The 25,224-nt window shown below is 54.5% G+C and carries 15 protein-coding genes; 1 reads left to right on the top strand and 14 read right to left on the bottom strand.

The window, feature by feature from the left end; translation table 11 throughout:
• Nucleotides 1-6 precede the first annotated feature (6 nt).
• Nucleotides 7-381 carry a DMT family protein gene (locus E7745_RS05190; protein WP_123398642.1) on the top strand — a complete coding sequence of 125 codons (375 nt, stop codon included), beginning with the start codon at nucleotides 7-9 and terminating at the stop codon, nucleotides 379-381.
• 6 nt (nucleotides 382-387) lie between these two features.
• Here the strand turns inward: E7745_RS05190 and E7745_RS05185 are convergent, their stop codons facing one another.
• The 14 genes from E7745_RS05185 to E7745_RS05120 form a co-directional block, all read right to left on the bottom strand.
• Entirely contained in the window at nucleotides 388-2,241 is a 1,854-nt protein-coding gene (locus E7745_RS05185; protein WP_136408435.1) for a U32 family peptidase, read from the bottom strand.
• A gap of 304 nt (nucleotides 2,242-2,545) precedes the next feature.
• Nucleotides 2,546-3,778, bottom strand: coding sequence for an AGE family epimerase/isomerase (locus tag E7745_RS05180; RefSeq protein WP_136408434.1), 1,233 nt, complete (start codon nucleotides 3,776-3,778; stop codon nucleotides 2,546-2,548).
• 79 nt (nucleotides 3,779-3,857) lie between these two features.
• Nucleotides 3,858-5,441 carry an MFS transporter gene (locus E7745_RS05175; RefSeq protein WP_370291848.1) on the bottom strand — a complete coding sequence of 528 codons (1,584 nt, stop codon included), beginning with the start codon at nucleotides 5,439-5,441 and terminating at the stop codon, nucleotides 3,858-3,860.
• 34 nt (nucleotides 5,442-5,475) lie between these two features.
• A complete protein-coding gene (locus E7745_RS05170) occupies nucleotides 5,476-6,645 on the bottom strand; it encodes a glycosidase (protein WP_123611119.1) in 1,170 nt (389 codons plus the stop codon).
• An 84-nt stretch (nucleotides 6,646-6,729) separates the two neighbouring features.
• Nucleotides 6,730-7,827 carry a glycoside hydrolase family 26 protein gene (locus E7745_RS05165; protein ID WP_123398646.1) on the bottom strand — a complete coding sequence of 366 codons (1,098 nt, stop codon included), beginning with the start codon at nucleotides 7,825-7,827 and terminating at the stop codon, nucleotides 6,730-6,732.
• Nucleotides 7,828-7,870: 43 nt separating this feature from the next.
• A complete protein-coding gene (locus tag E7745_RS05160; protein WP_136408433.1) occupies nucleotides 7,871-10,309 on the bottom strand; it encodes a GH36-type glycosyl hydrolase domain-containing protein in 2,439 nt (812 codons plus the stop codon).
• 212 nt (nucleotides 10,310-10,521) lie between these two features.
• Nucleotides 10,522-12,246: a glycosyl hydrolase gene (locus E7745_RS05155; RefSeq protein ID WP_136408432.1), complete on the bottom strand. Its 1,725-nt coding sequence runs from the start codon at nucleotides 12,244-12,246 to the stop codon at nucleotides 10,522-10,524.
• A 77-nt stretch (nucleotides 12,247-12,323) separates the two neighbouring features.
• Entirely contained in the window at nucleotides 12,324-14,633 is a 2,310-nt protein-coding gene (locus E7745_RS05150; protein ID WP_136408431.1) for a hypothetical protein, read from the bottom strand.
• Nucleotides 14,634-14,660: 27 nt separating this feature from the next.
• Nucleotides 14,661-15,965 (bottom strand): glycan-binding surface protein, encoded by a 1,305-nt coding sequence (locus tag E7745_RS05145; RefSeq protein ID WP_136408430.1) that lies wholly within the window; start codon nucleotides 15,963-15,965, stop codon nucleotides 14,661-14,663.
• 25 nt (nucleotides 15,966-15,990) lie between these two features.
• Nucleotides 15,991-17,724 carry a RagB/SusD family nutrient uptake outer membrane protein gene (locus E7745_RS05140; protein WP_136408429.1) on the bottom strand — a complete coding sequence of 578 codons (1,734 nt, stop codon included), beginning with the start codon at nucleotides 17,722-17,724 and terminating at the stop codon, nucleotides 15,991-15,993.
• 18 nt (nucleotides 17,725-17,742) lie between these two features.
• The gene (locus E7745_RS05135) at nucleotides 17,743-20,919 is read right to left on the bottom strand and encodes a TonB-dependent receptor (protein ID WP_240597679.1); all 3,177 of its coding nucleotides are present in this window, start codon (nucleotides 20,917-20,919) and stop codon (nucleotides 17,743-17,745) included.
• Nucleotides 20,920-21,209: 290 nt separating this feature from the next.
• Nucleotides 21,210-22,538, bottom strand: a complete 1,329-nt coding sequence (locus tag E7745_RS05130; protein WP_136408428.1) for a beta-mannosidase — start codon at nucleotides 22,536-22,538, stop codon at nucleotides 21,210-21,212.
• Nucleotides 22,539-22,652: 114 nt separating this feature from the next.
• Complete coding sequence (locus E7745_RS05125) at nucleotides 22,653-24,134, bottom strand: sialate O-acetylesterase (protein ID WP_136408427.1); 1,482 nt, start codon at nucleotides 24,132-24,134, stop codon at nucleotides 22,653-22,655.
• 48 nt (nucleotides 24,135-24,182) lie between these two features.
• Nucleotides 24,183-25,199, bottom strand: coding sequence for a glycoside hydrolase family 5 protein (locus E7745_RS05120; RefSeq protein ID WP_107031838.1), 1,017 nt, complete (start codon nucleotides 25,197-25,199; stop codon nucleotides 24,183-24,185).
• Between the last annotated feature and the right edge of the window lie 25 nt (nucleotides 25,200-25,224).

The raw sequence follows: 25,224 nt of genomic DNA, 5'->3' as shown, positions 1-25,224 counted from the left end.
CAGACAATGAACGGATGGCTTACATTGGGCTTGCTTGTCATAAGCAACATTTTCATGACTTTCGCCTGGTACGGACAGCTGAAGCTGTCGGAAATGAAGGTCATAACCTCGCAGACCCCGCTGATGCTGGTGATCCTGCTCTCATGGGGCATCGCGCTGTTTGAATATCTCTTCATGGTTCCGGCAAACCGCTACGGTTTCGCCGGCAACGGCGGCCAGTTCTCGCTGCTTCAGCTGAAGGTCATGCAGGAGGTTATCTCACTGGTGGTGTTCTCGATTTTCACCATAGTGTTTTTCAAAGGCGAGGCGCTCCACTGGAATCACTTTCTGGCATTCTGCCTGCTGATAGCGGCCGTCTATCTGGTCTTTATGGACAGCTGAAAAGTCTCACTCTCCTACGTGATAAAGATTCATCCGGCAAGCCTGACAGTCGAAGTCGGCCCGGAGTCTTACAGGTCCGCTGATCAAGGTCAGCGGACCTTTCCATTCCTTGCCGGAGGGTTCGCGAAGACACTTTCCGAGCTCGCGCCGCAGGCAATAGCGGGTGGTCATTACCGGAGCCTGCGAGTTGTCTCCGCCGGTTTCCACGGCAGAGCCTATGGCCGATGCTCCGTGATCGCTGTAGAACTCGCGGGCAAGGCGGTTGGCCACGTTGTCATGGACCGTAAGCACAGAGCCTTGGGGAAGCCCTGCATCAGGCTTCTCAGGGAGCCGGTAGGAATAGGAATAGGTCATGCGTGAGGCGCGCTCCAGAGCCTCCACGCAGTCGCGGCGAAGCGAGGCAAGGGCTGAGGCAGGTATGAAATAATCGCCTGCAAGGTCTACTATACGGCCTGCATGATAGACGGTGGCGCCGAGCTTGTCGAGAATCTTGCGGCGCGGGGCGGCCTGCGGGGTGACGGCGGTCTGCAAGGGTGAGTCGAGTGTGGCCACTACCGAGGCCGAGACTCCGCGCTCGTCAGTCATCTCAAGCATCAGGCGGTCGGGCAGGCGGAGGTGGAGCGACATGTCGACCGCCAGCGTCCGGCGCGTCTTGGCCGCGGTGATCTGATCGTCGAAATTCTTGTCGCGGTTGCGGTAGAGCGCAGTGCCAGCCGGAATGGTCTGGGGCGAGGCCGGGAAAAGACGGTTGCCATCCGCACGGTTTAGCCTGAAGCCGGTAAAAGCTCCTGCAGGGGTAAAAAATCCGAGACCGTCGCCGTTGGCCAGAGGCGCGTCGAGGCGTGCGGTGATGAATTTTGCATTGCAGGCGGTGACTGTGCCTATCTTCTGGCCGATGGCCTTAGGGCTTGCCATTGAGGCCATTCCCTTGGCAGGGGCGCGCCCGGTGAGGAAATAGGGGGTGAATCCGCGGTTGAAACTCTTTTCGAGCGAGGGACTGAAACCGAGGCTGACACTTCCGGCCGACTGACGGACATAACGGCCGCCGCTCTCGCTGACCAGGCGGTCGAGAATGCGGCTGTAGGCTCCCACCGTATTCTTGACATAGGCATCGTCCTTGAGACGGCCTTCGATCTTGAAGGAGGTGACTCCGGCCCCGGCCAGTTCGGGCATTACCGACGAGCGGTTCAGATCGCGCAGCGAAAGCAGATGGCGGCCGCTGACAAGCTGACGGCCGGAGCCATCGACAAGGTCAAATGGCAGACGGCAGATCTGGGCACACTCTCCGCGGTTGGCGCTGCGGCCGGTGGTGACGAAACTTGCACGGCAGTCGCCGCTGTAGCTGACACAGAGCGCACCGTGGATGAAAGCTTCGAGCGGAGTCTGAGGCACTGCGGCATGAATTTCGGCTATCTCTTTCAGAGAGAGCTCGCGGGCAAGCACCAGGCGTGAGAAGCCAGCATCGGCCAGAAAACGGGCCTTGGCGACATCACGGATGTCGCACTGGGTGCTGGCATGAAGCTCGATGGGTGGCAGATCCATGCGCAGAAGGGCCATGTCCTGGACTATCAGGGCATCGACACCGGCACGATAGAGCTCACCGACAAGCCTTTCGACTGATCTGATCTCATCGTCATAGACAATCGTGTTGACGGTGGCATAGATCCGGGCGCCGAACCTATGGGCGAATTCTGCAGCCCGTCCTATCTCGGCCACGGAATTGGCCGCGGCCCGGCGGGCACCGTGACTCGACGCGCCGATGTAAACCGCATCGGCACCTGCCGTGACGGCGGCAATAGCGGTGTCGGCCGTGCGGGCCGGAGCAAGGAGTTCGAGAGGAGTTGCAGTTGATTTGCCCATATGGAGTCCGTTGTGTTAAATAGCGTTAAAACAGAATGTTTATATTAAACCTTAGCGCCTTTGTCGAGTCAAAAAGACATAAAACGTAATAGAATTAGCTTTTTGATTATAATGATTGCTCTGCGTCGGCTCGTGAAGAGTGGCGCAGAGCACGTTTTTTACGGTGGCGGCTGACGCAGACGGTCAGACTGTCAGCAAAGCGAAAACCCTCGCGGCGCTTTCTAATAAACGCTGCGAGGGCTGTGATTATTGCCGGAGGGTGGCATCATCCACCGATGAAGTTTTCCATCAGCGGAACGGGGTCTTATCCCTCTATGAAGCTGTCAAGAGATCTGACGGCTTCGATGCACATGCGTGAATTGTGGTAGGGACATTTCCAGAATCCGGCCTTGTCATCGGCGGTGTTGACTGAACCGTCGGCCCGGCGCGACCAGTGCCACTCGCCGGCGGGGTCCACAAGATTGTCGGCTATGTAGCGCCATGACTGCAGGGCGCGGTCGAGCTGCACGGGCTGTCCGTGGAACTGCGCGAGCCAGAGCTGCCCGATGACGTTTTCAGCCTGCACCCACCAGTGCTTGTCGTTGTCATAGTTTCCGGCGGGATGGCGCTCGTAGACCATTGACCCGTCCACGCAGCGGCCCTGAAGGGCAGCCTGGGCTATATGGGCCGTGTGGTCGAGGGTCTTGGCGGTCAACTGCGGGTCACCGATGACGTGGGCTGTCTCAAGCAGCAGCCATGAGGCTTCGATGTCATGTCCGTAGCTCTCGGCTCCGGGCTGGATGTTCCAGTCATCGTCAAAGAAGAGAGTCAGATGGTGGCTGACGGGATTTTCGATGCGGTCAAGGAAGATCTGAAGCAGATTGACGGTGGCTTCCTCTACATCGGCCACACGTGTCTCCAACGATGCCGGACATTTTTCTTTCAGCGCGCGGAGCAGGTTGGTGTAGCCTTCAAGGATGTGGAGATGGGTGTTCATGGTCTTGGAGGCGTTGGCGTCATGGTCGCTCAGGCGCATGTCGGCTATCGGCTGCCAGTCATGGGTGGTGGCCTCGATATAGCCGTTTTTCACGCGGTCGCGCGAATGGGTCTCGATGGCGTCGAAAAGCTCTGTAGCGAGGCGCAGCGACTCTTCATCACCGCAGGCGCGATAGTATTCCGCGAGACCGTAGATGATGAAGGCGATGGCGTAGAACTGCTTTTTGGTGTCGAGGGGCGATCCGTCGGCGTTGAGACTCCAGAAAGCGCCGCCGAATTCGCGGTCAATGAAGCGGTCTGCAATGTAGTTGCGCGCACGGGTGGCCGCCGCGAGATAATCGGGGTTTCCGGTGGCGAGAGCGGCTGCGGAGAATGACCAGAGGATGCGGGCATTGAGTATGGCGCCCTTGGGAGCGTCGGCATCGAGATTGTCAGAGCCGTCGCGGCGGCCATAGAAGCCTCCGCGCGGATCGGTCATCCGGTCGAGCCAGTAAGGGAGTATGTTGCAGGTCAGGTTGTCAAGCAGTTCCTGACGGAAGACTTTTAGAGTTTCCTGATTCATTTCTGAAGAGTTGATACGGGGTTCTTTATAAGAGGATGTTTAGAGGTTGTAAAAAAATAACCTCTTAGAATAGGCCGTTTCAGACTGGTTCGACGAAGCGGTCGGGATCGTCATCAACAGGTTGCTCACGCTGGAGTTTGAGCCGGGCCACGATATCTTTCATCTCTTTGGTGCCGAGCGGATAGAGCCAGACTATGAGCATGGAGAGGAGGGCAACTCCGGCAGGGATGAAGGTCATGAGCATCCAGAGACATTCTATGGCGCTTGCGGGCTGGACTATGCTCATTCCCTGGTTGGCATCGGTGCGTTCGATGTAGCCGCAGCCGCTGAGAAGCCACATGACTGCCGCGCCGCCGATGGCTCCGCCGAATTTCTGGGCCATAGAGGCCGAGGAGAAGATGAGGCCGGTAGAGGCCGAGCGGGTTTTCAGTTCGGAGTAGTCGCTGATATCGGCATACATTGACCATACGAGCGGCGCCATCACGCCTGTGAGCACCGAGATGACTATCTGGAGCAGGAGCATCATCAGCAGACCGCCGTTTGACTCAGGCGAGAGGGTGAAGAAGATCACGCTGAAGATGATGAGCAGGGCGTCGACCAGAATGAAGGTGGGTTTCTTGCCGAATCTGTTGGTGACGGGCACTGCGAGAGCCACTCCTACCATGTTGGCAACCTCGCCGACTCCGAGGAAGAGGCCGGAGTAGAAGAGAAGCGAGAGTGAGAAGATGGCTATGTGCTGTTCGCCTCCGATGATGTCGGCGAAGAAGAATGCCACAGTGGCACCGCGCACGGTGTTGAAGAGGTTGAAGCAGAGCGAGGCTCCGTTGAGAAGCCACCAGGGTTTGTTGGTCAGCAGCGCCTTGAGGTCTTTGCCGAGTGAGGCCGAGCTGACGGTGGTGAGCTGCTCGCGGGTGAAGTTGAAGCACAGGAGGAAGAGGACAAAGCAGCAGGCTGCTATCACTATCATGGCAAACTGCCAGCTGCTCTGGAGCGACATGCCCATCGAGGTGGAGAAGAACTTGCAGAGGGGATCCCAGGCGAAGAGGGCTATGAAGGAGCCTCCGTAGGCGAAGAACATGCGGAAGGATGAGAAGACGGTCTTTTCCTGCGAGTCGTCGGTCATGACTCCGAGCATGGCTCCATAGGGGACGTTGATGCCGGTGTAGACGGTCATCATGAGGATGTAGGTGACGTAGGCCCATACGAGTTTGGCTGCATAGCCCCAGTCAGGGGTGGTGAACAGGAGTATGCCGCAGATTGAGAAGGGGGCGGCCACCCACAGCAGGTAGGGGCGGTATTTGCCCCAGCGGGTCTTGGTGCGGTCGGCGACGATGCCCATCATGGGGTCAGAGACGGCGTCCCAGATGCGGGTGACAAGCAGGAGCACACCGGTGTCTACAAGACTTATGCCGAATACGTTGGCATAGAAAAACGGGAGGTAGTAGCTGAAGACTTTCCAGAACATGGACGAGGCCATGTCACCGAAGCCGTAGCCTATTTTTTCTTTTAAAGGAGCCATATCAGAATTTGAGGTAAGAAGACGTAAATGTGGGGGGTGGAGAGGTTTCGCGTCGGCCCGGCGGGGGCTGACTTCTGGAGTTTGTGTTTCTTGGAGCTTGTTAAAGAACCAACCTTTTAATGCTTTTAATGCGAATTGGCCCAATCGTCAGTCAATCGGGCCAATTCGCAGGTGGGTTTTATTCGCCGAGGATCTCAAGATTGCTGTCGATCAGGCGGTTGAGAGTGCGGACCGATTCCGAGGTGGAAAGTCCGTCTTCAGGGGTGTTGAGGCAGTAGTCCACAAGGCGGTCGATGGTCGATGTGGCAACGTGCATGCGGGTGTCAGACGATGCGTAGTAGATGAATACTTTGCCGTCTTCGTCGGCGATCCAGCCGTTGGTGAAGAGGACGTTCATCACGTCGCCGATATATTCGCCGCCCACCGGAGCCATGAAGTAGCCGCCGGGCGATGCGATTTTCTTCCAGGGCTCTTCAAGCGAGGTCATGTAGAGGTAGAGGACATAACGCAGGCCTGAGGCGCAGCCGCGCACGCCGTGGGCAAGATGGAGCCAGCCTTTGGAGGTCTTGATGGGGTGCGGGCCTTCGCCGTTTTTGGTTTCCTTGATGGTGTGGTAGTAACGGCGGTCAATGATGGTCTCTTCGGTTACTTCGGCATTGGTGATGTCGTCGATGAGCGCCCAGCCGATGCCGCCGCCGCTACCGGTGTCGATGAAGCCGTCCTGCGGGCGGGTGTAGAGGGCGTATTTGCCGTTGACAAATTCAGGGTGGAGCACTACGTTGCGCTGCTGCGACTTGCATTTCAGATCCGGGAGGCGTTCCCAGTTGATGAGGTCGTGGGTGCGGGCGATGCCGCAGGCTGCTGTGGCTGCCGAGAGATCGCCGGGGCATGAGTCATCATGACGCTCTACGCAGAAGAGGCCGTAGACCCAGCCGTCTTCATGGTGGGTAAGGCGCATGTCATAGACGTTGGTGGCAGGATCTTCTGTGTCAGGCATGGTGACGGGGTGAGGCCAGAAGCGGAAGTTGTCGATGCCGTTGGGGCTTTCGGCCACTGCGAAGAATGATTTGCGGTCGTTGCCTTCGACACGGACCATGAGGATGTATTTGCCGTTCCACTTTATGGCGCCTGAGTTGAGAGTGGCGTTGCAGCCGATGCGCTCCATGAAGTAGGGGTTGGTGGCGGGGTTGAAGTCGTATTTCCATGTCGGGGGCACCATTTCGGCTGTGATGACCGGGTTGGCATAGCGCTCGTAGACGCCGTTGCCCTGAATCGGGGTGTTGGGACGGGTGACGAGTTCCTCGTAGCGGGCAAGGACAAGATTTTTACGATAATTGAAAAGATCCATCTGTTTAGAGGCTTTTAGAGACTGTTTTTTGTTTTTGTTATATGTATGACTGAGCTGTGGACTGGGAGAGAGTGGCGTCCGGGGTCAGTCAACGAATATCGGTCGGGGTGTGGAGTGGAATTTCCGGAAGTCTGCTTCGGCGGGATGGCCTGTGTAGGGGACGTAGAAATGGTTGGGTTTCTCGGTCTCGATGGCGTTGCGCCAGACGCAGACGTAGGCCACGGGGATGCTGTCGATGGCCGGAAGAAGCACTTGGGTGTACCAGTCGGCTATCTCAAGGCCTTCAAGTCCGGTTTCGGTAAAGGCTGCGATCTTGCCGCGCTTGCGGGCTTCGTCGACCACGAAGGGGAGCTGCGAGCGGATGCGTCCGGTGTACTGCTCCACACCTTTTTCGCCGTCGAAGTGGTAGATGTCGGTGCCGAGGATGTCGACGTAGTCATCGCCGGGATATGTGGCGAAGTATTCCTCGCGGGTGAGGTCTTTGTCAGGAGAGTAGGCCCAGAGAACGTTGTCAACTCCCGCGGCATCGAAGCCCCGGCGGGTGCGTTTCCACAAATCGATGTATTCCTCAGGAGTTGCACTGTCTTTGCCCCACCAGAACCATGAGCCGGAGTTTTCGTGCCAGGGGCGGAAGATTACCGGAATGGGGTTGCCGTCGGCGTCTTTGAGGGAGGCTATGAAGCGGGCCGCACGGCTGATCCAGGTGTCGAGGGTGTCGGCGAGAGCCTTGTCAGAGGCTAACTGGCGCAGGGGGGCGGTGGAGACATCCCAGGAGTTGCCGCGCGAGGAGGGGTTGACGGGGTGCCAGCTGATGGCGTTGATGCCTCCGCGGCGGTGCTGTGCTGCGATCTGCTCGGCCATGAAGGCGAAGGGCACGCCGTCGAGGTTGCGGGCAGAGTCGAGTTCGATGAGTCCGAGATCCCAGCTCATGAGTCCGGGATACTGGCCGGTGACGTTTCTGACATCGGAGGAGTCGGCGGCATAGGCCCAGCGGTGGCCGTAGGCTGTGTCGTCGTGGTGGCCGAAGAAGAAGCGTCCGGAGGCGGATGCGGAGTCGAGGCGGGCTGCGAGCGTCTGGACGGGCGTGAGCGAATCAGCGGGCATCTGTTCGGAGTTTGTTTTGCCGGAGCCGCAGGCTGTGAGGAGACAGGCGGCGGCGAGGGGCAGAAGATAGTGTTTCATAAAGATAGTTTCTATTGTCTGTGGGGAGCGGGGGCGTGATGTTTCAGCCGAGGATGACTTGGACGCTGTTGTCGGAGCCTTCGGGGCAGAGCGGTATCACGTTGCCCCGGACGGGGGTGCCGTTGACTATGACCTGTTTCACTCCGCGGCTGACGTGGGCGGGGTTGGTGACGGAGATGCGATAGCCTGCGCCACGGAAGCGGCGGCTGACTTCATAGCCGTCCCAGGAGGCGGGGATGCAGGGATCGACGACGAGTCCGTCATAGCCGGGACGTATGCCGAGGATGAACTGAGTGATGGCATACCAGTTCCAGGCGGCTGTGCCTGTGAGCCATGAGTTTTTGGCTTCTCCGGGGCGGGCGGCGTCTTTGCCGGCTGTCATCTGGCAGTAGACGTAGGGTTCCACCTTGTGGAGGTCGCTCTTGTCTTCGAGATAGGCGGGACAGATTTTCTGATAGTATTCCCAGGCGCGGTCGCCGCGGCCGAGGACGGTCTCGCCGATGATGACCCAGGGGTTGTTGTGGGCGAAGATTCCGGCGTTTTCCTTGTAGCCTGCGGGATAGGTGGAGATTTCGCCGTAGTCCATGACGTATTCGGTGAAGGCGGGGTTGTTGAGCACGATGCCGTGTTCGCAGTCGAGATATTTCTTCACTGAGTCGAGCGACTGTTCGAGCATGCCTTCCTCAAGTCCGATTCCGGCCATTGTGCACCATCCCTGCGATTCGATGAAGATTTTGCCTTCTTTGTTTTCATGAGATCCGACCTTGCGTCCGAAGTAGTCATAGGCGCGGAGGAACCATTCGCCGTCCCATCCGTGGGCTTTGACGGCTTCGACCATCGCGTCGACATGGGTGCGTGCGCGGTCTGCTTCGGCGTCGAGGCCCATGCGGCGGCAGAGTTCTTCGTAGTCGCGGCCGTAGATGACAAACTGGCCTGCGATCATGAGCGATTCGGCTTTTGAGCCTTCGGATCGGTTTTCAGTTGTCTGGAATGACTCGTTGGGGTCATTGGAGAAGCAGTTGAGGTTGAGACAGTCGTTCCAGTCGGCGCGGCCGATGAGCGGGAGTCCGTGGGGGCCGAGGTTGTTGATGACGTGATCAAAGGATACTCTAAGGTGATCCATCAGCGAGACTTCTGATCCTGGCTGATTGTCGAATGGGACCGGTTCGGAGAGGATGGAAAGGTCGCCGGTTTCCTTGATGTAGGCCACGGTTCCGAAGATGAGCCACATGGGGTCGTCGTTGAATCCGCCGCCGATGTCGTTGTTGCCGCGCTTGGTCAGTGGCTGGTACTGGTGGTAGCAGCCGCCGTCGGGGAACTGGGTTGATGCGATGTCGATGATGCGCTCTCGGGCACGTGCGGGGATCTGGTGGACGAAGCCCACGAGGTCCTGATTGGAGTCGCGGAAGCCCATGCCTCGGCCTATGCCGCTTTCGAAGAATGATGCGGAGCGGGAGAAGCAGAAGGTGATCATGCACTGGTATTGGTTCCAGATGTTGACCATGCGGTCGAGGCGCTCGTCGCCCGAACGGACTGAGAAGCGGCCGAGAAGTTCGTCCCAGTATGTGCGGAGTTCGGCGAAGGCTTTGTCGACTTTTTCGGTCGTGTCGAAGCGGGCCATCATGGTGCGGGCGGGAGCTTTGTTGATGATTCCTTTTGATTCCCATTTCTCGTCCTGGGGATTTTCGATGTAGCCGAGCATGAAGATGAGGTCGCGCGACTCTCCGGGGGCGAGGGTTATTTCAAGATAGTGGGATGCTATGGGCGACCATCCGTGGGCCACGGAGTTGCGCGGGCGGCCTTCGATGACTGCGTCAGGCTCGTCGAAGCCGTTGTAAAGTCCGATGAAGGTCTCGCGGTCGGTGTCGAAGCCGTTGACGGGGGTGTTGACGCTGTAGAACGCGTAGTGGTTGCGGCGTTCCTTATATTCGGTTTTGTGATAGATGGTGGAGCCGTCGATCTCGACTTCACCTGTGGAGAAGTTTCGCTGGAAGTTCTCCATGTCGGTGGCTGCGTTCCACAGACACCATTCTATGAATGAAAAGAGTTTGAAGCTCTTGGGGCTGTCGGTTTTGTTGGTAAGGGTGAGCCTTGTGATTTCGGCATGTGTTTCGAGGGGCACGAAGAAGAGGGCTTTTGCTTCGAGACCGTTTTTCTCGCCTTTGATGACAGTGTAGTTCATGCCGTGGCGACACTCGTAGGCGTCGAGCGGAGTTTTGGTCGGTTTCCAACCGGGATTCCAGACGGTGTCACCGTCTTTGATGTAGAAATATCGACCGCCGGCATCCATCGGGACACCGTTGTAGCGGTAACGTGTGATACGACGGAATTTAGCGTCCTTGTAGAAGGAATATCCGCCTGCGGTGTTTGAGATGAGAGAGAAAAAGTCTTTGTTTCCGAGGTAGTTTATCCAGGGCCAGGGGGTCTTGGGCTCGGTGATCACATATTCGCGGTTAATGTCGTCGAAATAGCCGTATTTCATTTCTTTATATGGTTAGTTAGTTAAGCAGCTCTTCAGGATCAAACGATATAATAGCGGTTCAATTTGTCAGAACCACGTATGCAGTCTGAAGACTTGCAAAGGTAACTAAAAAAGGTTTCGCGGGAAATGGATAAAAAGAGGAAGAGGGTATCGGAATGTTGCCGTATAGTACCATTTTTGATACCCTCTTCCTATGATTAAGTCCGAGAGGATTATTTCAGGCTAAAATCGCCCTGGTTGAGAACGAGGGGATTGTTGAGCACGGTGTTCCACTCGCCGTTGAGGTTCCATGTGAGGAAACCGGGGCCGTTGGCATCCTGCTCATACCATCCCATGAAGAAGCTCCAGAGGGCGCTGTTTTCAAACTGTGAATCGGGGTCGAGAAGATTACCTGTTTCGGTAAGCGCGATGATCTTACTGCCGTTGACGGCTTCCTGGATCAGGTTGAAGATGGCTGACTGGTCTGACATTGCTTCTTTGTAGATGTCAGTGCCGACTATGTCGACATAGGCGTCGCCGGGATATTCCGACTGGAGTGTCTCGATGTCAGCGAGGTCCATGCCATAATTATAGTTGGCGGTCCATACCCAGATGAGGTTGTTGAGGCCATAGTCATTGGTGAGAGTGTCATGGAGCCAGATCCAGAGTTCTTTGGTCACCTCTACTCCTGAGTTGCCCCACCAGAACCATGTCCACTGGTATGCTCCAGCGGCTTCGTGGAAGGGACGGAAGAGCACGGGGATGTTGGCATCCTGGAGGAGTTTGAGATAGCCTGCGAGTTTGGCCACGTCGGCGGTGGCTACTGTGTTTTCGCGGGTGCCGGGTGTGAGGACTTTGGAGGCGTCGAAGCCTTTGACTTCTTTGGTGTCGCGGCAGGTGAGTTCGAAGTAGACTCCGGTGACGGTGTAGTTCTGTCCTGAGACAATGAGTCCGCCATTGCGCACTTTTTCGGCTGCTTCGCTGTTGAGGCGCACGCGGTATTCTCCGGCTGCGATCTGATCGGGGGTGAGGTCGAAGTATTCAGTCGATGACATAAGTCCGCCCCAGTCACTGTCTTTGAGAGAGCCCTGAGCATCGGCGGCTGCGTCCTTGAACTTGACCACTATATAGGTGCCGTCGCCGGCGTTCTGCCAGAATGTCATAGCGTCAGGCACTTCGGCTTTGTCGAGTCGAAGCGCGCCCCAGTTGCCGATTTCAGACTGGCCGACCCAGACTTCCATCGGGACGTTCCAGTGCCAGCAGACTGCGGGGATACTGCCGGCATCCCAGACGGTCTGCACGGGGGTGATGTCGCCGTAGTCGATCCAGTTGGAGGGCGATGATGCGAGGTGGATGTAGTCGAAGCCGACGATTGCGGGGAATTTGCCTGAGTTGTTCTTGATGAGGTCGCAGAAGGCAGTGCCCCATGCTACTTCACCCATAGCTCCTGAGAGCTGTTTGTTGCCATAGTTGTCAAGGAGTAACTGGTAGACTTTTTTGGCTTCGGGGGTTGCGTTGGGGTTGATGAGCGACTGCGCGAGGTTTGCGACGTTGACACCGGTGTTGGTGTTGAAGGTGATGGTCATTCCTTCGGCCATTACTTTGGGGTCGTCGCTGCGGTGGAAGGCTCCATCGGGGATCACGAGGGTGTAGTCTGTGTATGACTGCAGGGCCACGGGGATGATCACCTGCATTCGGTTTTCAGGATTGACCACCGGTGCGAGGGTCTGGCCGTTGAGGGTGACAGGCTTGTCGAGGTTGATTCCTACAAGGTTGTTGTAGTCAAGGGTGATCCGGTCAAGCGTGTTGGCGCGGACTGTGACACCGTCGGCTATCGACACCGAGCGGTTGACCATTCCGAGGCCGTCAAGCATGTTGTAGCTGTTGTCATCGTCGTTACAGGCTGAGAGCGACATTCCGACGAGCGCAGCGATGAAGTAATATTTAAGTTTATTCATTTCAGTATCTGATTTTGGAATTCCCGCCTGCGGACACCGCCGGTGCCCGCAGGCGGGGATCTGTCAGTCGGAGTTGATTATTCGATGGTTACTTTGTTGAGGATATAGCCCTGACCTGAGAGGACGAGACCGCCGTTGGCCACAAAGTCGTCAATGATCGCCTGGGTCATAGTGACTTCAAGGAGATTGTTTTCGGGCTGGTCGATCTGGCTGTAGACATCGTCCGGGAGGTTACCCCAGCCCTGTCCGTGACGGACTGAGACGCACCACCATTCGCCGGGCGCTACGGTCGGGGTCATGTAGAAGCGGAGGATCTGACCGGGTTTGACTGCAGACCAGTCATAGTTGTCCCAGGCGAGGTCCTGGTTGCCGCCCCATGCGCCGCAGTCCCATGAGCCGGACCAGATTGTGGTTTCGAGTGAGATTTCCCATTCGATGTCTACCTTGTTGAGAACAAACTGAGATCCGGTGATGATAAGACCGCCGTTGGCAACGATGTCAGCAAGGACTTCCTTGGTAAGGACTACTGAGAGGACTCCGTTTTCAGGATTTTCATACTGGCCGGGGATCGGGTCGGGCAGACTGCCCCAGCCATCGCCGTGACGGAGCGATACGCACCACCATTCGCCTTCGGCTACGGTGGGAGTCATGTAGAGGGTCAGGATTGCGCCTTCGGGCACCTGGCTCCAGTCATAGCCGTCCCAGGCGAGATCCTGATTGCCGCCCCAGCCCGTGTTTTCCCACATGCCTGACCAGATTGTCATGCCTACGTGAGTTGCGGGGATGACTGCGATGTCATATGAGATCGAGCCGTTTGACGACAGGAGGGTAAAGTTAGAGTTCTTGCCGGCTGATCCGGGCACCTGGATGATGAGGGATGTGCCGTTGAGGATGTATTGCACGTTCTGGCCGTTGACCTGCACGCCGGTGAGTTTGTCGGCATTGGCGATGGTTACGACGAATGTCTCGCCTGCGCGGATTTCAACGTCTTCGCCGGGGAGGGCTGTCGCATAGGCGCATTCAGGGGCTGAGAGTTCTATGCTGCCGACTTCAACGGTCTCGCCGTTGGTGAGGGTGAGGGTCACGTCATTGGCTCCGGCCGCGAGGGTGGCGGGTACTATTACTGAGAATTCAGTGGCGGTGGGGTTCTTCACTTCTACAGTGGCTGCTGAGGCGAAGGTGATCGAGGCTACGTTCTGGAGGTTGCGTCCCTTGACGGTGAGGGTGCCGGCGAGGGCTGCGGGAACGGGGTCGAAGCCTACGGCCTCAGGCTTGAGGGTGGAGACCTCAACTTCAACGGTGGCTCCGGAGGCTGTGTTGAGCACGAGGTTGCCCGACCGGGCGCCTGCGGGAACAACGAGGGTGATCTCTGTGGCCGACTGTGTTTCGGGGGCTACGGCATCTTCAACGTTGGGGAAGAGCACGTCGGTGATCAGCTCCATGTTGAGACCTTTGAGTTTGATGACGTCGCCGGCCCAGATGTCTGCGGCGGGTTCTGCCACTACGTCCTCAGGCACTGCGACACCGATTGTGGCTACGGCTACCTCTACGCCAGATGCGGGGATCATGCGGATGGTACCGTCAGAGACGTTGGCGGGGAGGACGAATGTGAGTTCGGTGCCTTCGTCGTTGACGGAGAACTCAACGTCGTCGCCGTTAGGCATCACGATGCGGGTTGCGAGGCTGAGGTCTGTACCGGTTACGGTTACGGTGTTGCCGGGCTTGACGTCGGTGAGGTCAAGGACTTTTTCAACGGCCGGGAGGACAACTGTCAATTCTTCGTCAGAGTAGATCCAGTTAGGCATTTCTTCAGCTGCATCGCTGAGGATGATCTTGCCTGACTGGGCTTCGGCGGGAACGACGAGTTTGATTTCGGAACGTGACTGGGCAAGGAAATCATCTTCACTTACGGCAACATCCTTGCTGAATATCACTTCGTGGATAAGATTGAGGTAATCTCCTGCAATGGTGATCTCATCACCCGGCCTTGCTTCAAGCGGAGAGATGCTTTCGATAGATATCGGTTCAGTGAAAGAGATTGGAGTTTTGGTAGTGATGGAACCTTTGGCATGCTTAAGAGTCACCAGTCCAGGTTCTGCATCCTGTGGCACGATAATTCGGATTTCGTTGTCCGAAATGATCTTTATATCTGTTATTTCACCGGATCCAGGAATCAGGACTGCCTGAATCTGCTTCAATCCTGAACCGAGGAAGCGCAGTTCGCCTCCACGTGCTACGGGACACGGGCCGAATACATTAAGAGATACGCCTCCCACATATTGGTTGGTGTTGAGGTCATTGTCATCGTCACAAGATGTAAATGTGACACCTGACAGCATCAATGCACCAGCCATTAGCAATGCTGAGAATTTATATTTGAAGTTCATTGTTATTCGTGTATTAAAGTCAGCGAATTAATTATTCGGAACAAGGCGGATGTTATCAATGGCGATATAGATCTGACTTGTCAGCTCCGAAGTCTGCGAGCCGGCATATACAATAAATGTAAGACCGGAGAATGATTCTGCGCTCAACGGAACTTTAGGGGTATCCGCATAACGGGTGAAGACAAAGTTTGAGAGCGGGATAGACACTGTGGTCCAACGGCCACCGGTGTCATAAGATCCTGTTGTGCTCCAGGGGCTCCAGAGAGCTCTCGAGTTGTCATCACTGCCGATATAAGAGTTGGTCGGATTATCCTCCATGTTGACCTCGGCATAAGAAGTAAAGATACAGTTCAGAGCGACACCGGTCCAGGGTTTAGAAGAAGGAATGCAGACTTCAAACTTAAGAGTATAGTCCTGCCAGTTTGTCGGATCAAAATCGTCGCCGAGCATTGTGCTCAGTTCCGGATGTCCGTCAGTCACATTAGGCCAGTAGTTGAACGATACAGCATCCTCATCAGGCCAATCTGCGTTGGTCATTGATTCCTTATTGAAAAGGATATAGTTGCCGTCAAGAGGTTCTATTCCATCTACAGCACCAGTCTGCAGGACATCTGCGCCCGAACGCCAACCGTTGCCTATTTCGAGACCATTGACACCGTCCCAGTCGAAGAGCATGCCACGAGTGTCACGATAGTGCAAAGAACTCTGTCCTGTTCCATAGATTGATGTTACTGAAATAGAACCTTCAAGGTCAGCATTATCAGGAACGATGACGTTGAAAGAGTTTTTGGTAATATTCGAAACCTCCTCAGCCTTGACATTGCCGGGGAAAGTGGCGTACAACGGCACGTTAGGATCGTCAATGAAGAAGTCGCCATAGATTGTGATTTCCTCTCCGGGTTTTGCCCACTCATTTGAGACGGAAGTAATTACCGGTTTCGGAACAAGGACTTTGAAGTCATATTCAGTGGTCTTTCCGGCCTTGTTGACCATATAGATCTTATTTGTCACTTCCTCAGGAATACCGCCGGGGATAGCGACAATAAAGGTATGGTCTGTCAGATAGCTCGTGTTCAGGACCGCTTTCTGGTCATTGAAATAAATTTCATTGATGCTGCGAAGATTGTCACCGACAAGACAGATGACGCTCTCCATGTATGCTGCTTCGATAAGAGAGTCAGCCGATTCCACTGAAGCCATACGGACATATTTGACAACCGGTGTTCCACCCGTAGCTTCAAATTTATCAGGCTGATCCTCGCATGAAGTGAGGGCGAAGCCCAAGACTCCAGACAGCAGGATTATCGAAGATAAATATTTATTTAATTTCATGTCTTGATATACTGGTTAGGGGGTATTAATAGGAATATTCTGAACGGACATCCACACGAATCGGATCTTTCATCAGCGAGGGATTGAATACGATATCGGTTTCGGGCAGAGGAAGAGTGTATTTCGACTTGTCGACTGTAATGTTGGGTTCCATTTCATCTGCGTAGCGTACCGAAGAAGTGACTTCCCAGCGGCCTGTTTCATAATATGTCTTATAGAGGTCATCAAGTCCGTAATAAGTAGATCTGCGCTGGCTTTCAAGCTCACGGCTGCAAGCTGCGGCATCGTAATAGCTGCGACGTACGTAGTCAAACCAACGGTCACCTTCAAAAGCGAGTTCCAGACGGCGCTCTTTCCAGACATCATCAAACGAAACGGAAGCAGGACGAATTGCACCGTGGACGGCGCGTGAGCGCACAGCATAAAAAGCATCAATTGCCGATGCATCGGAAGTCGAAGAGTTATTGCCTATTACAGCCTCGGCATAGATGAGATAAATGTCCGAAAGACGGAGCAGATGGGTTGCAAGACCGTTGGCCTGTTCCTGCGGATAATAGCCGAGGCCCTGATAGTGATCCTCCGAGTTTCCATAGAGGTGTTTAACCTGATTTGCTCCGGTTCCGGAGTTCAGCTGATATGTTTTACCGGGAGCATACTCTTCATCATAGAGGAACCGCAGATAGTCAAAACCACCTTTATTGCGCCAGAACTGGGAATAGACATCACCAGGCATCATCATAGTGGCTTTGCGGCGGGTATCGGCAGAGGGGTTCTGCTCAGGCGAACGCAGAGGGCTCACGCCGAATGCCTCCTGAAGATCGACAGAAGGAACTGTCCAGTCACCCCAGCACTGTCCGTAGCTGTCAAAACCGTTCATACCGACCTCCTGCTGCAAATAGTTGTTGGCAGTCCAAGGATCGCGCGAACCATACCAGGCAAGAGTAATCAAGGCTTCCTCATTCTTATTAAATTCAAGTTTGAAGTTGTCCTCATAGTTAGAGAGCAGACTGCGGCCAGAATTGTCAATGACATCTTTTGCATAACGGGCGGCGGCATCAAGATCATCCTGATTGCGGCTGCCATCCAGACCAAGGCCTGAACGGGTCAGAAGAACTTTTGCCAACAGGCCTTCAGCAGAATAATAGTCAATGCGACCGGGTTCATATTTTTTGCCCTCAAGGAGTCTAAGAGCCTCTTCAAGTGTCATCACAATATATTCGTAAATATCCTGACGGTCCACTTTAGGCTTTGTATTCGAGATGCCGGCACCGATTTCCGAACCGTTGTCATGAACCAAAGGCACATCGCCCCAAAGTCTGACAATATAGAAATAAGCAAGTGCTTTCAGGGTCAGAGCCTCACCCATAGCGCGTTCCTTGGCATAGCTGGAAGCGTTGGCGCCTTTCAGGAGTCCGTAGACGGTGTTGCAGTGCGCATTAGTCTGCCAAAGGGCTTCCGAGCAGGATCTGATTTTCGCATGGCTTCCATCAACAGAGAAGAGAACGAATGGAGCATTGTCACCGCTTTCGTGACAGTTGCCGGCAAGGTCTTCCGTGATATGATAAAGCTGCTGAAGCATGTCGTTCCAAGGCATAGAATAAAGATAGTTGACACCCTGGGCACATTCTTCATCACTCTGATAGAACTGGTCTACAACATAGCCGTCTTCTTTCGGACGGTCAAGGAAATCCTCACATGAAGAGAAGCCGAGTCCCATCAAGGCAACAGGAATGCAATATTTTAAATTTGATATTTTCATGATTTGGAATCTGAGAAGTTAGAATGATACGTTTAAGCCGAATGAATAGACTGTCGGCGAAGGATAACGACCATTGTCAAGTCCATAAACATTGGCAGATGACGAGCTTGCACCGATTTCAGGATCATAACCTTTATATTTGGTAAAGGTGTGAAGATTCTGCAGATTGCAATAGACTCTAAGGTTTTCGAGTCTCATTTTGCGAATCAGTCTGGATGGGAAAGTATAACCTAAAGTAATGTTCTTGATTCTGATATAGGAACCGTCTTCTATATAGCGGTCGGAGATGCGGTCGTTTGCGTTAGGATTACCAGTTGTAAGACGCGGTATTTTAGTCTTGTAGTTTTCCACGCGAACATTGGTGATATCATCATACCAATACTGTCCGTCAGGATAAACCTTGGTCGGGTCAATGGGCACGAGCTTGGCCCGGTCGTTGACAACAGCCAGCTGATTTCCCCACGAAGAAGTCATTTTTGTAAGATTCTTCGACATATAGTTCATCACCTTGTTGCCATATGAGCCGTTGAGGAAAATCGAAAGGTCGAAATCCTTATATCTGAATGTGTTTGTCCAGCCGAAAGTAAATTTAGGCATGGGAGAGCCAATATCAGTACGGTCATAAGCATCAATTATGCCATCGGGCCTGCCCTCAGGACCGCTGATATCCTTGAACTTGATGTCGCCGGGCCATACGGTCTGATTTCTGTTGAAAACTCCGTTTGTCGGATAGGCGGCAGGCTTCGGAGAGTTCTGAATATCTTCAAGATCGCGATATACTCCGTCGGTTACATAACCGAAGAAATTGTAAAGAGATTTGCCTACTACCGAGCGGGCTACTTCATCAGACCACTGGCCATAGCCCATGATGACCGATGCATCACTGCCGTCGATCTTGACAAGTTTATTCCGGTTGAACGAAATCACAAAATCCGATCCCCATGAAAAATCCTTGGTTTCAACCGGACGGGTATTAAGTGTGATTTCAAGACCCTGATTGCGGATGTCGCCGTAGTTGCCCCAAGGTGCTCCAAGTTGAGAAGATTCGTTTCCGTTTGTTCCCATATAGGTCGGAAGCTGCTGCTGCATGAGCATATCCTTGGATTCCTTGGTATAGAGGTCGAGAATGAGGTCAATGCGATTATTCAGGAAGGAAAGATCAAGACCGATATTCCACTGTTCCTGAGATTCCCATTTGATATTCGGATTGGCGATCTGAGTAGGACGATAGCTGACTCCAAGACCGGTCATGATGCGTGAGCTGAGAGGAGAACCCCACAGATAACCCTGATTTCCGGCATTACCGGTCTGACCCCAGCCAAGACGGAGTTTACCGTTGTTGAACCAGTCGGATATACCGGCGAAGAATTTTTCATTGCTGAAACGCCATGCACCGGCTACTGAGTGGAATCCGGCCCAACGGTTGTTGGGGCCGAAGTTTGAAGATCCATCGTAACGATATGTATAAGTCAGCATATAGCGGCCGTCCCAGTTAAGAGTCTCGCGGGTGAAGAATGAAGCCATAGCGCTTGAACCGTAACCATTTGTAAAGGCTTGTGTTCCGGTTCCGAGATATGGATTATGTACAAGGTCATTGGGGAGGCGGGTATTGGAGATTCGGGTATCCTCATATTTGGATTCCCAACATTCCTGACCAAGCATTATCGAATAGTTGAGCAGACTGATCTTGTCGCTCCATGTAAGGTAGTTCTTTACCTGCCAGAAAGTATATTTACTACGCGACATCGCCGCAGAGTTCTCATCGCGCTTCCAGGAACCGAGGTCGATCACCGGTTTGTAAGTCTGTGCTTTTACCCAGTTGATATCATAGCCAAATTCAGAGTGCCACACGAGTTGCTTTACAGGCTGAATTTCCAAGAAGAAATTGCCGTTGAGTTTCTGACGGCCAAGTTTGATTTCATCAAGCATCGCGATTGCTACGGGATTGGGATTGGTCTGACCTTCGCGCACAATGGTCGCATAGCTTCCGTCGATATTATAGATAGGTATATCCGGATTGGTTGTAAGCGAATAGTTGACAATACCGCTTTCAGAATCTGCAAGTTTCAGATTTTCATCGGTATTGGCATAGTTGGCTGACAAACCGACTTTAAGCCATGATTTCAGCTGAGAGTCAAGGTTTACACGGAATGAATAGCGCGAAAAATCAGAGCCGATGATTGTTCCTTCCTGATCCATGAATGATCCGGAAATATAATACTGTACTTTTTCAGTACCTCCCTGTACACCGACCTGATGCTGATGCTGGAGTGCGGTGCGGAAGATTGCATCCTGCCAGTTTGTACCTTTTCCGAGCAGTGAAGGATCTGAAAGATAAGGGTCTGATTTTGCCTGACCGTCAGCGACAAAATCATTAAAGTATTCAGCGTATTCACGCAGATTCATGATGTCGAGACGCTCGTTCTGGCGCTGCCATGCGACCATGCCGTCATATGTGAACTTGGCTTCGCCGGCTTTACCGCGCTTGGTGGTGATGAGCACAACACCGTTGGCGCCCTGTGCACCATAGATGGCGGTTGCAGAGGCGTCTTTGAGGATTTCCATCGAGACAATGTCTGAGGGGTTGATAGTGGAAAGAGGAGATACCGATGTGACATCGCCGTTCCCAAGAGCATCTCCAAGACCCAGCTGATGACCGCTTGAACCGCCTGCAGACTGGACAATCACACCGTCAATAACGTAGAGTGGCTCTGCGTTGGCGTTAATGGTGGCCTGACCGCGGACACGGATAGAACTTGACGAACCGGGGGCACCTGATGTGGTCACAGCTGATACACCGGAAGCACGTCCCTGAAAAGACTGGTCGATATTGGTAATGACAGAGCCTTTGATCGCATTTTCGCCAAGCGAGGTTGACGCGCCGGCGAGGTCGCTCTTTTTCATTGTACCGTAACCTACCACTACGACTTCGTCGAGAAGTTCTGAGTCATCTTCAAGGGTGACGGTGAGGTCGGTGCGCCCGTTGAGCGCTACTTCCTGGGATTTCATTCCCACGTAAGATACTATGAGAACGGACTTTGTCGACTTCACTTTGAGTGCGAAGTCGCCGTCGATACCGGTGGCGGTACCGTTGGCGGTGTTGCCCTTCTCTTGCACTGTCGCGCCGATAAGCGGTTCGCCCGACTTATCCTGCACGATACCTTTAACTGAGACCTGGGCGACGGCGGAGAGCATGATGCATAGCATCAATGCCGTCAGCAGACCTCTAAGGCCAAAATTTTTACTTTTCATATTGCAATTTTAAGGTAAGAGATATTGGTTTTAGAGTTAATGAATGCGTTTATATGTGGTTTACTTTTCACTACGATATGGCAAATGTAGTGCAAAGTCGGCGATGCGACTTACACTTTTTTATCACCTACTAACACTTTTTTGCAAAGAATCGATATTTGCGTTAAAATATGATACTATTTTAACATAAACTGCGTTAAAACCGTTCTGTGTATTATGTACAATAAGCTGATTTACAGACGTTCGTTGACGCTACGGATGATGGCTATGGTGGTGGAGTCGGTGTCGAAGACCGAGTTGAGGCCCTGGGCTTCCTGGGCGGGGTCGCCGGTGTAGTCGTCGCCGGGCTGCCAGGTTTCATGAGCGGGGCGCGCTGTGCCTCCCCAGCCCCAGAAGTTGAGGCCTGCGAGGCGGCCGCCGTCGGCTACTTCGTTGAACACATATTTATAATAGCGGTCACGGCCTGTGACGGGCGATCCGGGGGTTATGGCCATGCCGTCGCGGGGGTAGCCGAATTCTTCAAGCACGAGGGGTTTGAGTTTCGAGCGGTCGCCGCCGGCGAGGGCTGCGAGGGCGTGGTGGTGGGCGGCGATATAAGCGTCGGTGTTGGCTATGGCTGTGTCGACGCTGTCAGTGAGTGTTTCGGGGCGCACCCAGCTCCAGTTGTAGGGCCAGATATGGATGGTGGCATAGTCTACGTTGGGGTCCGAGTGGATTTCCGACCAAAGGTCTATGGAGTTTTCGCATCCCCAGGAGCCTTCGCTGCCTATGGAGACGAGGTGGTTGGGGTCGATGCTTTTGATCAGTCCGGCTGTCTCGGCGATCCATTCGGCGAAGGGGCGCATGCTTTCCTGGGCGAAGGGGCGCGGTTCGTTGGCTATCTGCCAGGCCATGATGGCCGGTGACTGCGAGTAGGGGCGGCCGGTGACGGTGTTCTGACGGCCTACAATATTGCGCACGTGGGCGGCGGCAAGGGCTTTGGCTGAGTCGTTGCGCACGAAGTTGGCGGCATAGGCCATGTAGGCCGGATAGCCTGCGTCGGCGGGGTTTACGGCTTCGCCGGCTCCGGACCATTCGAGGTAGGTGGAGAAGCCTCCGCTCCATTCCCAGGCGTTGTTGAGATAGATGACGGCTTTCATGCCACGCTTTTCGAGGTCGGCTATGAGGTAGTCGAGACCGCGCAGGAGGGTGTCGTTATAGACTCCGGGCGCTGTCTGCATTACGGGTTCTATGTGGGAGGCGAGACCTTCGCGGCCGTCGCCGCCGGCAAGGATGCGGAGGTTGCTGACGCCAAGCTGCTGCAGGCTGTCGAGTTCGCGGGCGAGACGCTCGCGGTTGCCTCCGCGTCCTTCCGAGGCAAGTATGGCGCCATACCAGAAGTTGGTGCCTACGTAGCGGTAGGCCGAGTCACCGATGTAGAATTGTCCGTCACGGACTGTCACAAATGCGGTGTCGGCCTCGGCAGAGGCCGATGAGTTTCCGGTCCCGCCTGAGCAGGAGAAGAATGCAGATCCGAGGAGTGAGAGGAGGGCGGAAATCATCAGGCTTCTATAATGTTTCATGCGGTTTAAATTTTTGCAGCCTCTGAGCGGCTGCGGGTCAGTGGAATTGTTAGAGGTTGTATCGGTTTGTATCTTTTCGCTTCTGCAGGGGGGAGACAGTTCTCTTGCAGAGGTTTATTTTTCGGTAAGGTTACATGCGCGGCGGGCGTCGTCCCAGTCATCGGAACGGAAGGGGATGAGCGGCATTCCGTTCATGTCTTTCAGCGTTCCGATTGCAAAGTTGTTGAAGCAGTAGCGCACGGCTTTTATGTCTTTGACCTTGTCGGAGCTTACGGTTACGGTGTGGAGATTCCAGTCTTCCGATGCTTTTGCAGGATAGAAGATGCGGTCATCGCCTGCTACCTCGAAGCCCTGGAGATCCATGTTGGGGTTTAGTCCGGCATCGGCGTTGTTGAAGCTGACCACTGCCTTGTCGCCCTGCAGATCGACAGCTTTGAACGAGGGATAGGTCGAAGGTATGCCCTTTATGCCGTATGTGCGGTTTGCGGCCATGAAGGCCAGGCGCTCCCCTATTTCCTGCTTGCGGCGGGCATGGATGTCTTCAAGTTCGAAGGGATACATGAGGTCTGTGGTGCAGACAATGCCGCTGTTGGGGGTGATCTCGGCGGCTTTGTGCTGACATTCGCGGAAGAGGGCCGCGGCGGTTTCCTCGCCGTTGCCGTATTTCCAGCCCGGAAGTTCCACGAAATAGAATGGCAGCTCTCCGAGGCCCCATTCATCGCGCCAGATCTTGACCATGTCACGCTGGTGAGAGGGATATTCCTTATGGCGGCCTACGTTTGACTCGCCCTGGTTCCAGAGAAAGCCTTTGATCGTGTAGCCGATCACGGGGTGCAGCATGGCATTGTACATCACGTTGATGCGCTCATATTCCTTAAGCACTGAGTCGGGCTGAGTCTTTTCTTTGGCGACATCCCAGTCGGAATACTCGTCAAGTTTCCATTTAGGCATCCAGCCCTCCACCTTAGAGCCGCCGTAGGCGCAGCTGATGATGCCGACGGGCACATCAAGGATATCGGTCAGCGAGGTGGCAAAGAAATATGCGAGGGCCGAGAAATCAGGTGCGTTTTCAGGACGCGACAACTGCCACTTGCCTTCCACGCGGTCTTCGGGAGTATAGGAGCCCCGCTTGGGGACGGTGGCCATTCTTATGCCCGGATATTTGCCTGAGTAGGCTATGGCCTGGGCGGCCCCTTCTACCGGCTGACACCAGAATCCGCGCAGGGGCATCTCCATGTTCGACTGGCCGGAGCAGAACCAGACTTCGCCGATGAGCACATTGTCGATCTTCGCCGGCGCTTTCCCGTCGTCGAAACTTACGCTTTGCGGTGTGAACGATGCCGCCGGGGTGGCCACGCTGACTTCCCAGCGGCCGGTCTTGCCATCGGCCTTGGCCTTGTAGGCTTTGCCCCCGTTCCATGAAGGAGTGACGGTCACGGTACGGCCCGGATCGGCCCAGCCCCACAGTCTGGCCATCGAGTTCTGCTGGAAGACGGCGTTGTCACTGATGATGTCGGGGAGCTCTACTGCGAGCGCGCTGCCGGCAAATGCCGAAAGAAGAATCGCGCTTGCCAGACGGTTTTTCAAAATGCCCATAGTGCTTTATGACGGTTTGACGGTTGTCTGATTTTATATATTCCTTACTTATTTTGAATAGCGGCTGTTGCGCTCACCGACGGTCTTGCGGGCGAGCTTTGCCCACTCTTTGAGATCTTCTTCTTTCCACTCCAGACCGTTGTCAGAGGCCGAAGCCGAGATCATCGAGCAGGTTTCGTTCTTGTCTGCGATGTCCCACATCAGCACCGAGATATTGTTTCGGTCGGCGAAATCCATCCACTGCTGCCACGATTCATAGTCGATCGGGCCATCGCCGGTGTGGTCCATCGAGCCGCATTCCGAAATGATCAGCGGCAGACCGGCATCAAGAGCCTTCTGAGCCTTCTCGCGGTTCCAGTCCTTATGGGTCCCGGCGTAGTAGTGGAGCGAATAGAGCAGGTTCGGAGCATCGACCGGATCTTCAGCGGCAATGTCCACGTCCTGGTCCCATTTGGGAGTGCCTACGATCACCACCGCATTGGGGGCGTTCTTGCGGATCACGGGAATCACCTCCTCGGCATAGTTCTTGATTTCCTGCCAGGGGATGTCGAGCGGCTCGTTCCAGATCTCATACAGTATGTTAGGGGTGTCACCGTACTTTTCTGTGATCACGGTGAAGAATTTCTTTGCGTCCTCCAGTGTGTTATTGTGCGAATGCCAGTCGCAGATGATATACATATCGTTTGCAATGGCCGCATCGATCACTTTCATGGCAAGGTTCACGGCATTTACAGAATCGAGGGAATAACCGTTGACACAGTCGCCTGAGGGATGTGCGCCGATAGCCGCACGGGTGATGTTGGCACCCCAGTTTTCCTTGAGCGCACGGACTGTCCCTTCATTGTAGAATCGGCCCCAGTTGCAGTGCCAGCCGAGCGAGGGCCCGTTGAGCACCATAGTGTCGCCTGCCTGGTTCAGAAGAGCCGTTCCGCTGACGTGGAGGGGGCTGACAAATGCCGATGTGCTGTCATTGTCTGTCGATTCGCTTTTTGCAGCAGTGCCTCCGCAACCCACCAGAGCGGAGAGCACTACTGCGGAAATAAATGTAGTAAATAATGTTTTCATACTTGAATAGTGATTCTTTATGGTT

This window comes from Duncaniella sp. C9, assembly GCF_004803935.1.
GTDB lineage: Bacteria > Bacteroidota > Bacteroidia > Bacteroidales > Muribaculaceae > Duncaniella > Duncaniella muris.
Note: the sequence above shows the minus strand (reverse complement) of the source record. Positions and strands in the feature narration are given on the sequence as shown.

Bases quoted from the DNA above. Each gene is read 5' to 3' on its own strand.
- E7745_RS05190 (WP_123398642.1), top strand. From the start codon at position 7: ATGAACGGATGGCTTACATTGGGCTTGCTTGTCATAAGCAACATTTTC.
- E7745_RS05185 (WP_136408435.1), bottom strand. From the start codon at position 2,241: ATGGGCAAATCAACTGCAACTCCTCTCGAACTCCTTGCTCCGGCCCGC.
- E7745_RS05180 (WP_136408434.1), bottom strand. From the start codon at position 3,778: ATGAATCAGGAAACTCTAAAAGTCTTCCGTCAGGAACTGCTTGACAAC.
- E7745_RS05170 (WP_123611119.1), bottom strand. From the start codon at position 6,645: ATGGATCTTTTCAATTATCGTAAAAATCTTGTCCTTGCCCGCTACGAG.
- E7745_RS05165 (WP_123398646.1), bottom strand. From the start codon at position 7,827: ATGAAACACTATCTTCTGCCCCTCGCCGCCGCCTGTCTCCTCACAGCC.
- E7745_RS05160 (WP_136408433.1), bottom strand. From the start codon at position 10,309: ATGAAATACGGCTATTTCGACGACATTAACCGCGAATATGTGATCACC.
- E7745_RS05155 (WP_136408432.1), bottom strand. From the start codon at position 12,246: ATGAATAAACTTAAATATTACTTCATCGCTGCGCTCGTCGGAATGTCG.
- E7745_RS05150 (WP_136408431.1), bottom strand. From the start codon at position 14,633: ATGAACTTCAAATATAAATTCTCAGCATTGCTAATGGCTGGTGCATTG.
- E7745_RS05145 (WP_136408430.1), bottom strand. From the start codon at position 15,965: ATGAAATTAAATAAATATTTATCTTCGATAATCCTGCTGTCTGGAGTC.
- E7745_RS05140 (WP_136408429.1), bottom strand. From the start codon at position 17,724: ATGAAAATATCAAATTTAAAATATTGCATTCCTGTTGCCTTGATGGGA.
- E7745_RS05135 (WP_240597679.1), bottom strand. From the start codon at position 20,919: ATGCTCTCCGCCGTCGCCCAGGTCTCAGTTAAAGGTATCGTGCAGGAT.
- E7745_RS05130 (WP_136408428.1), bottom strand. From the start codon at position 22,538: ATGAAACATTATAGAAGCCTGATGATTTCCGCCCTCCTCTCACTCCTC.
- E7745_RS05125 (WP_136408427.1), bottom strand. From the start codon at position 24,134: ATGGGCATTTTGAAAAACCGTCTGGCAAGCGCGATTCTTCTTTCGGCA.
- E7745_RS05120 (WP_107031838.1), bottom strand. From the start codon at position 25,199: ATGAAAACATTATTTACTACATTTATTTCCGCAGTAGTGCTCTCCGCT.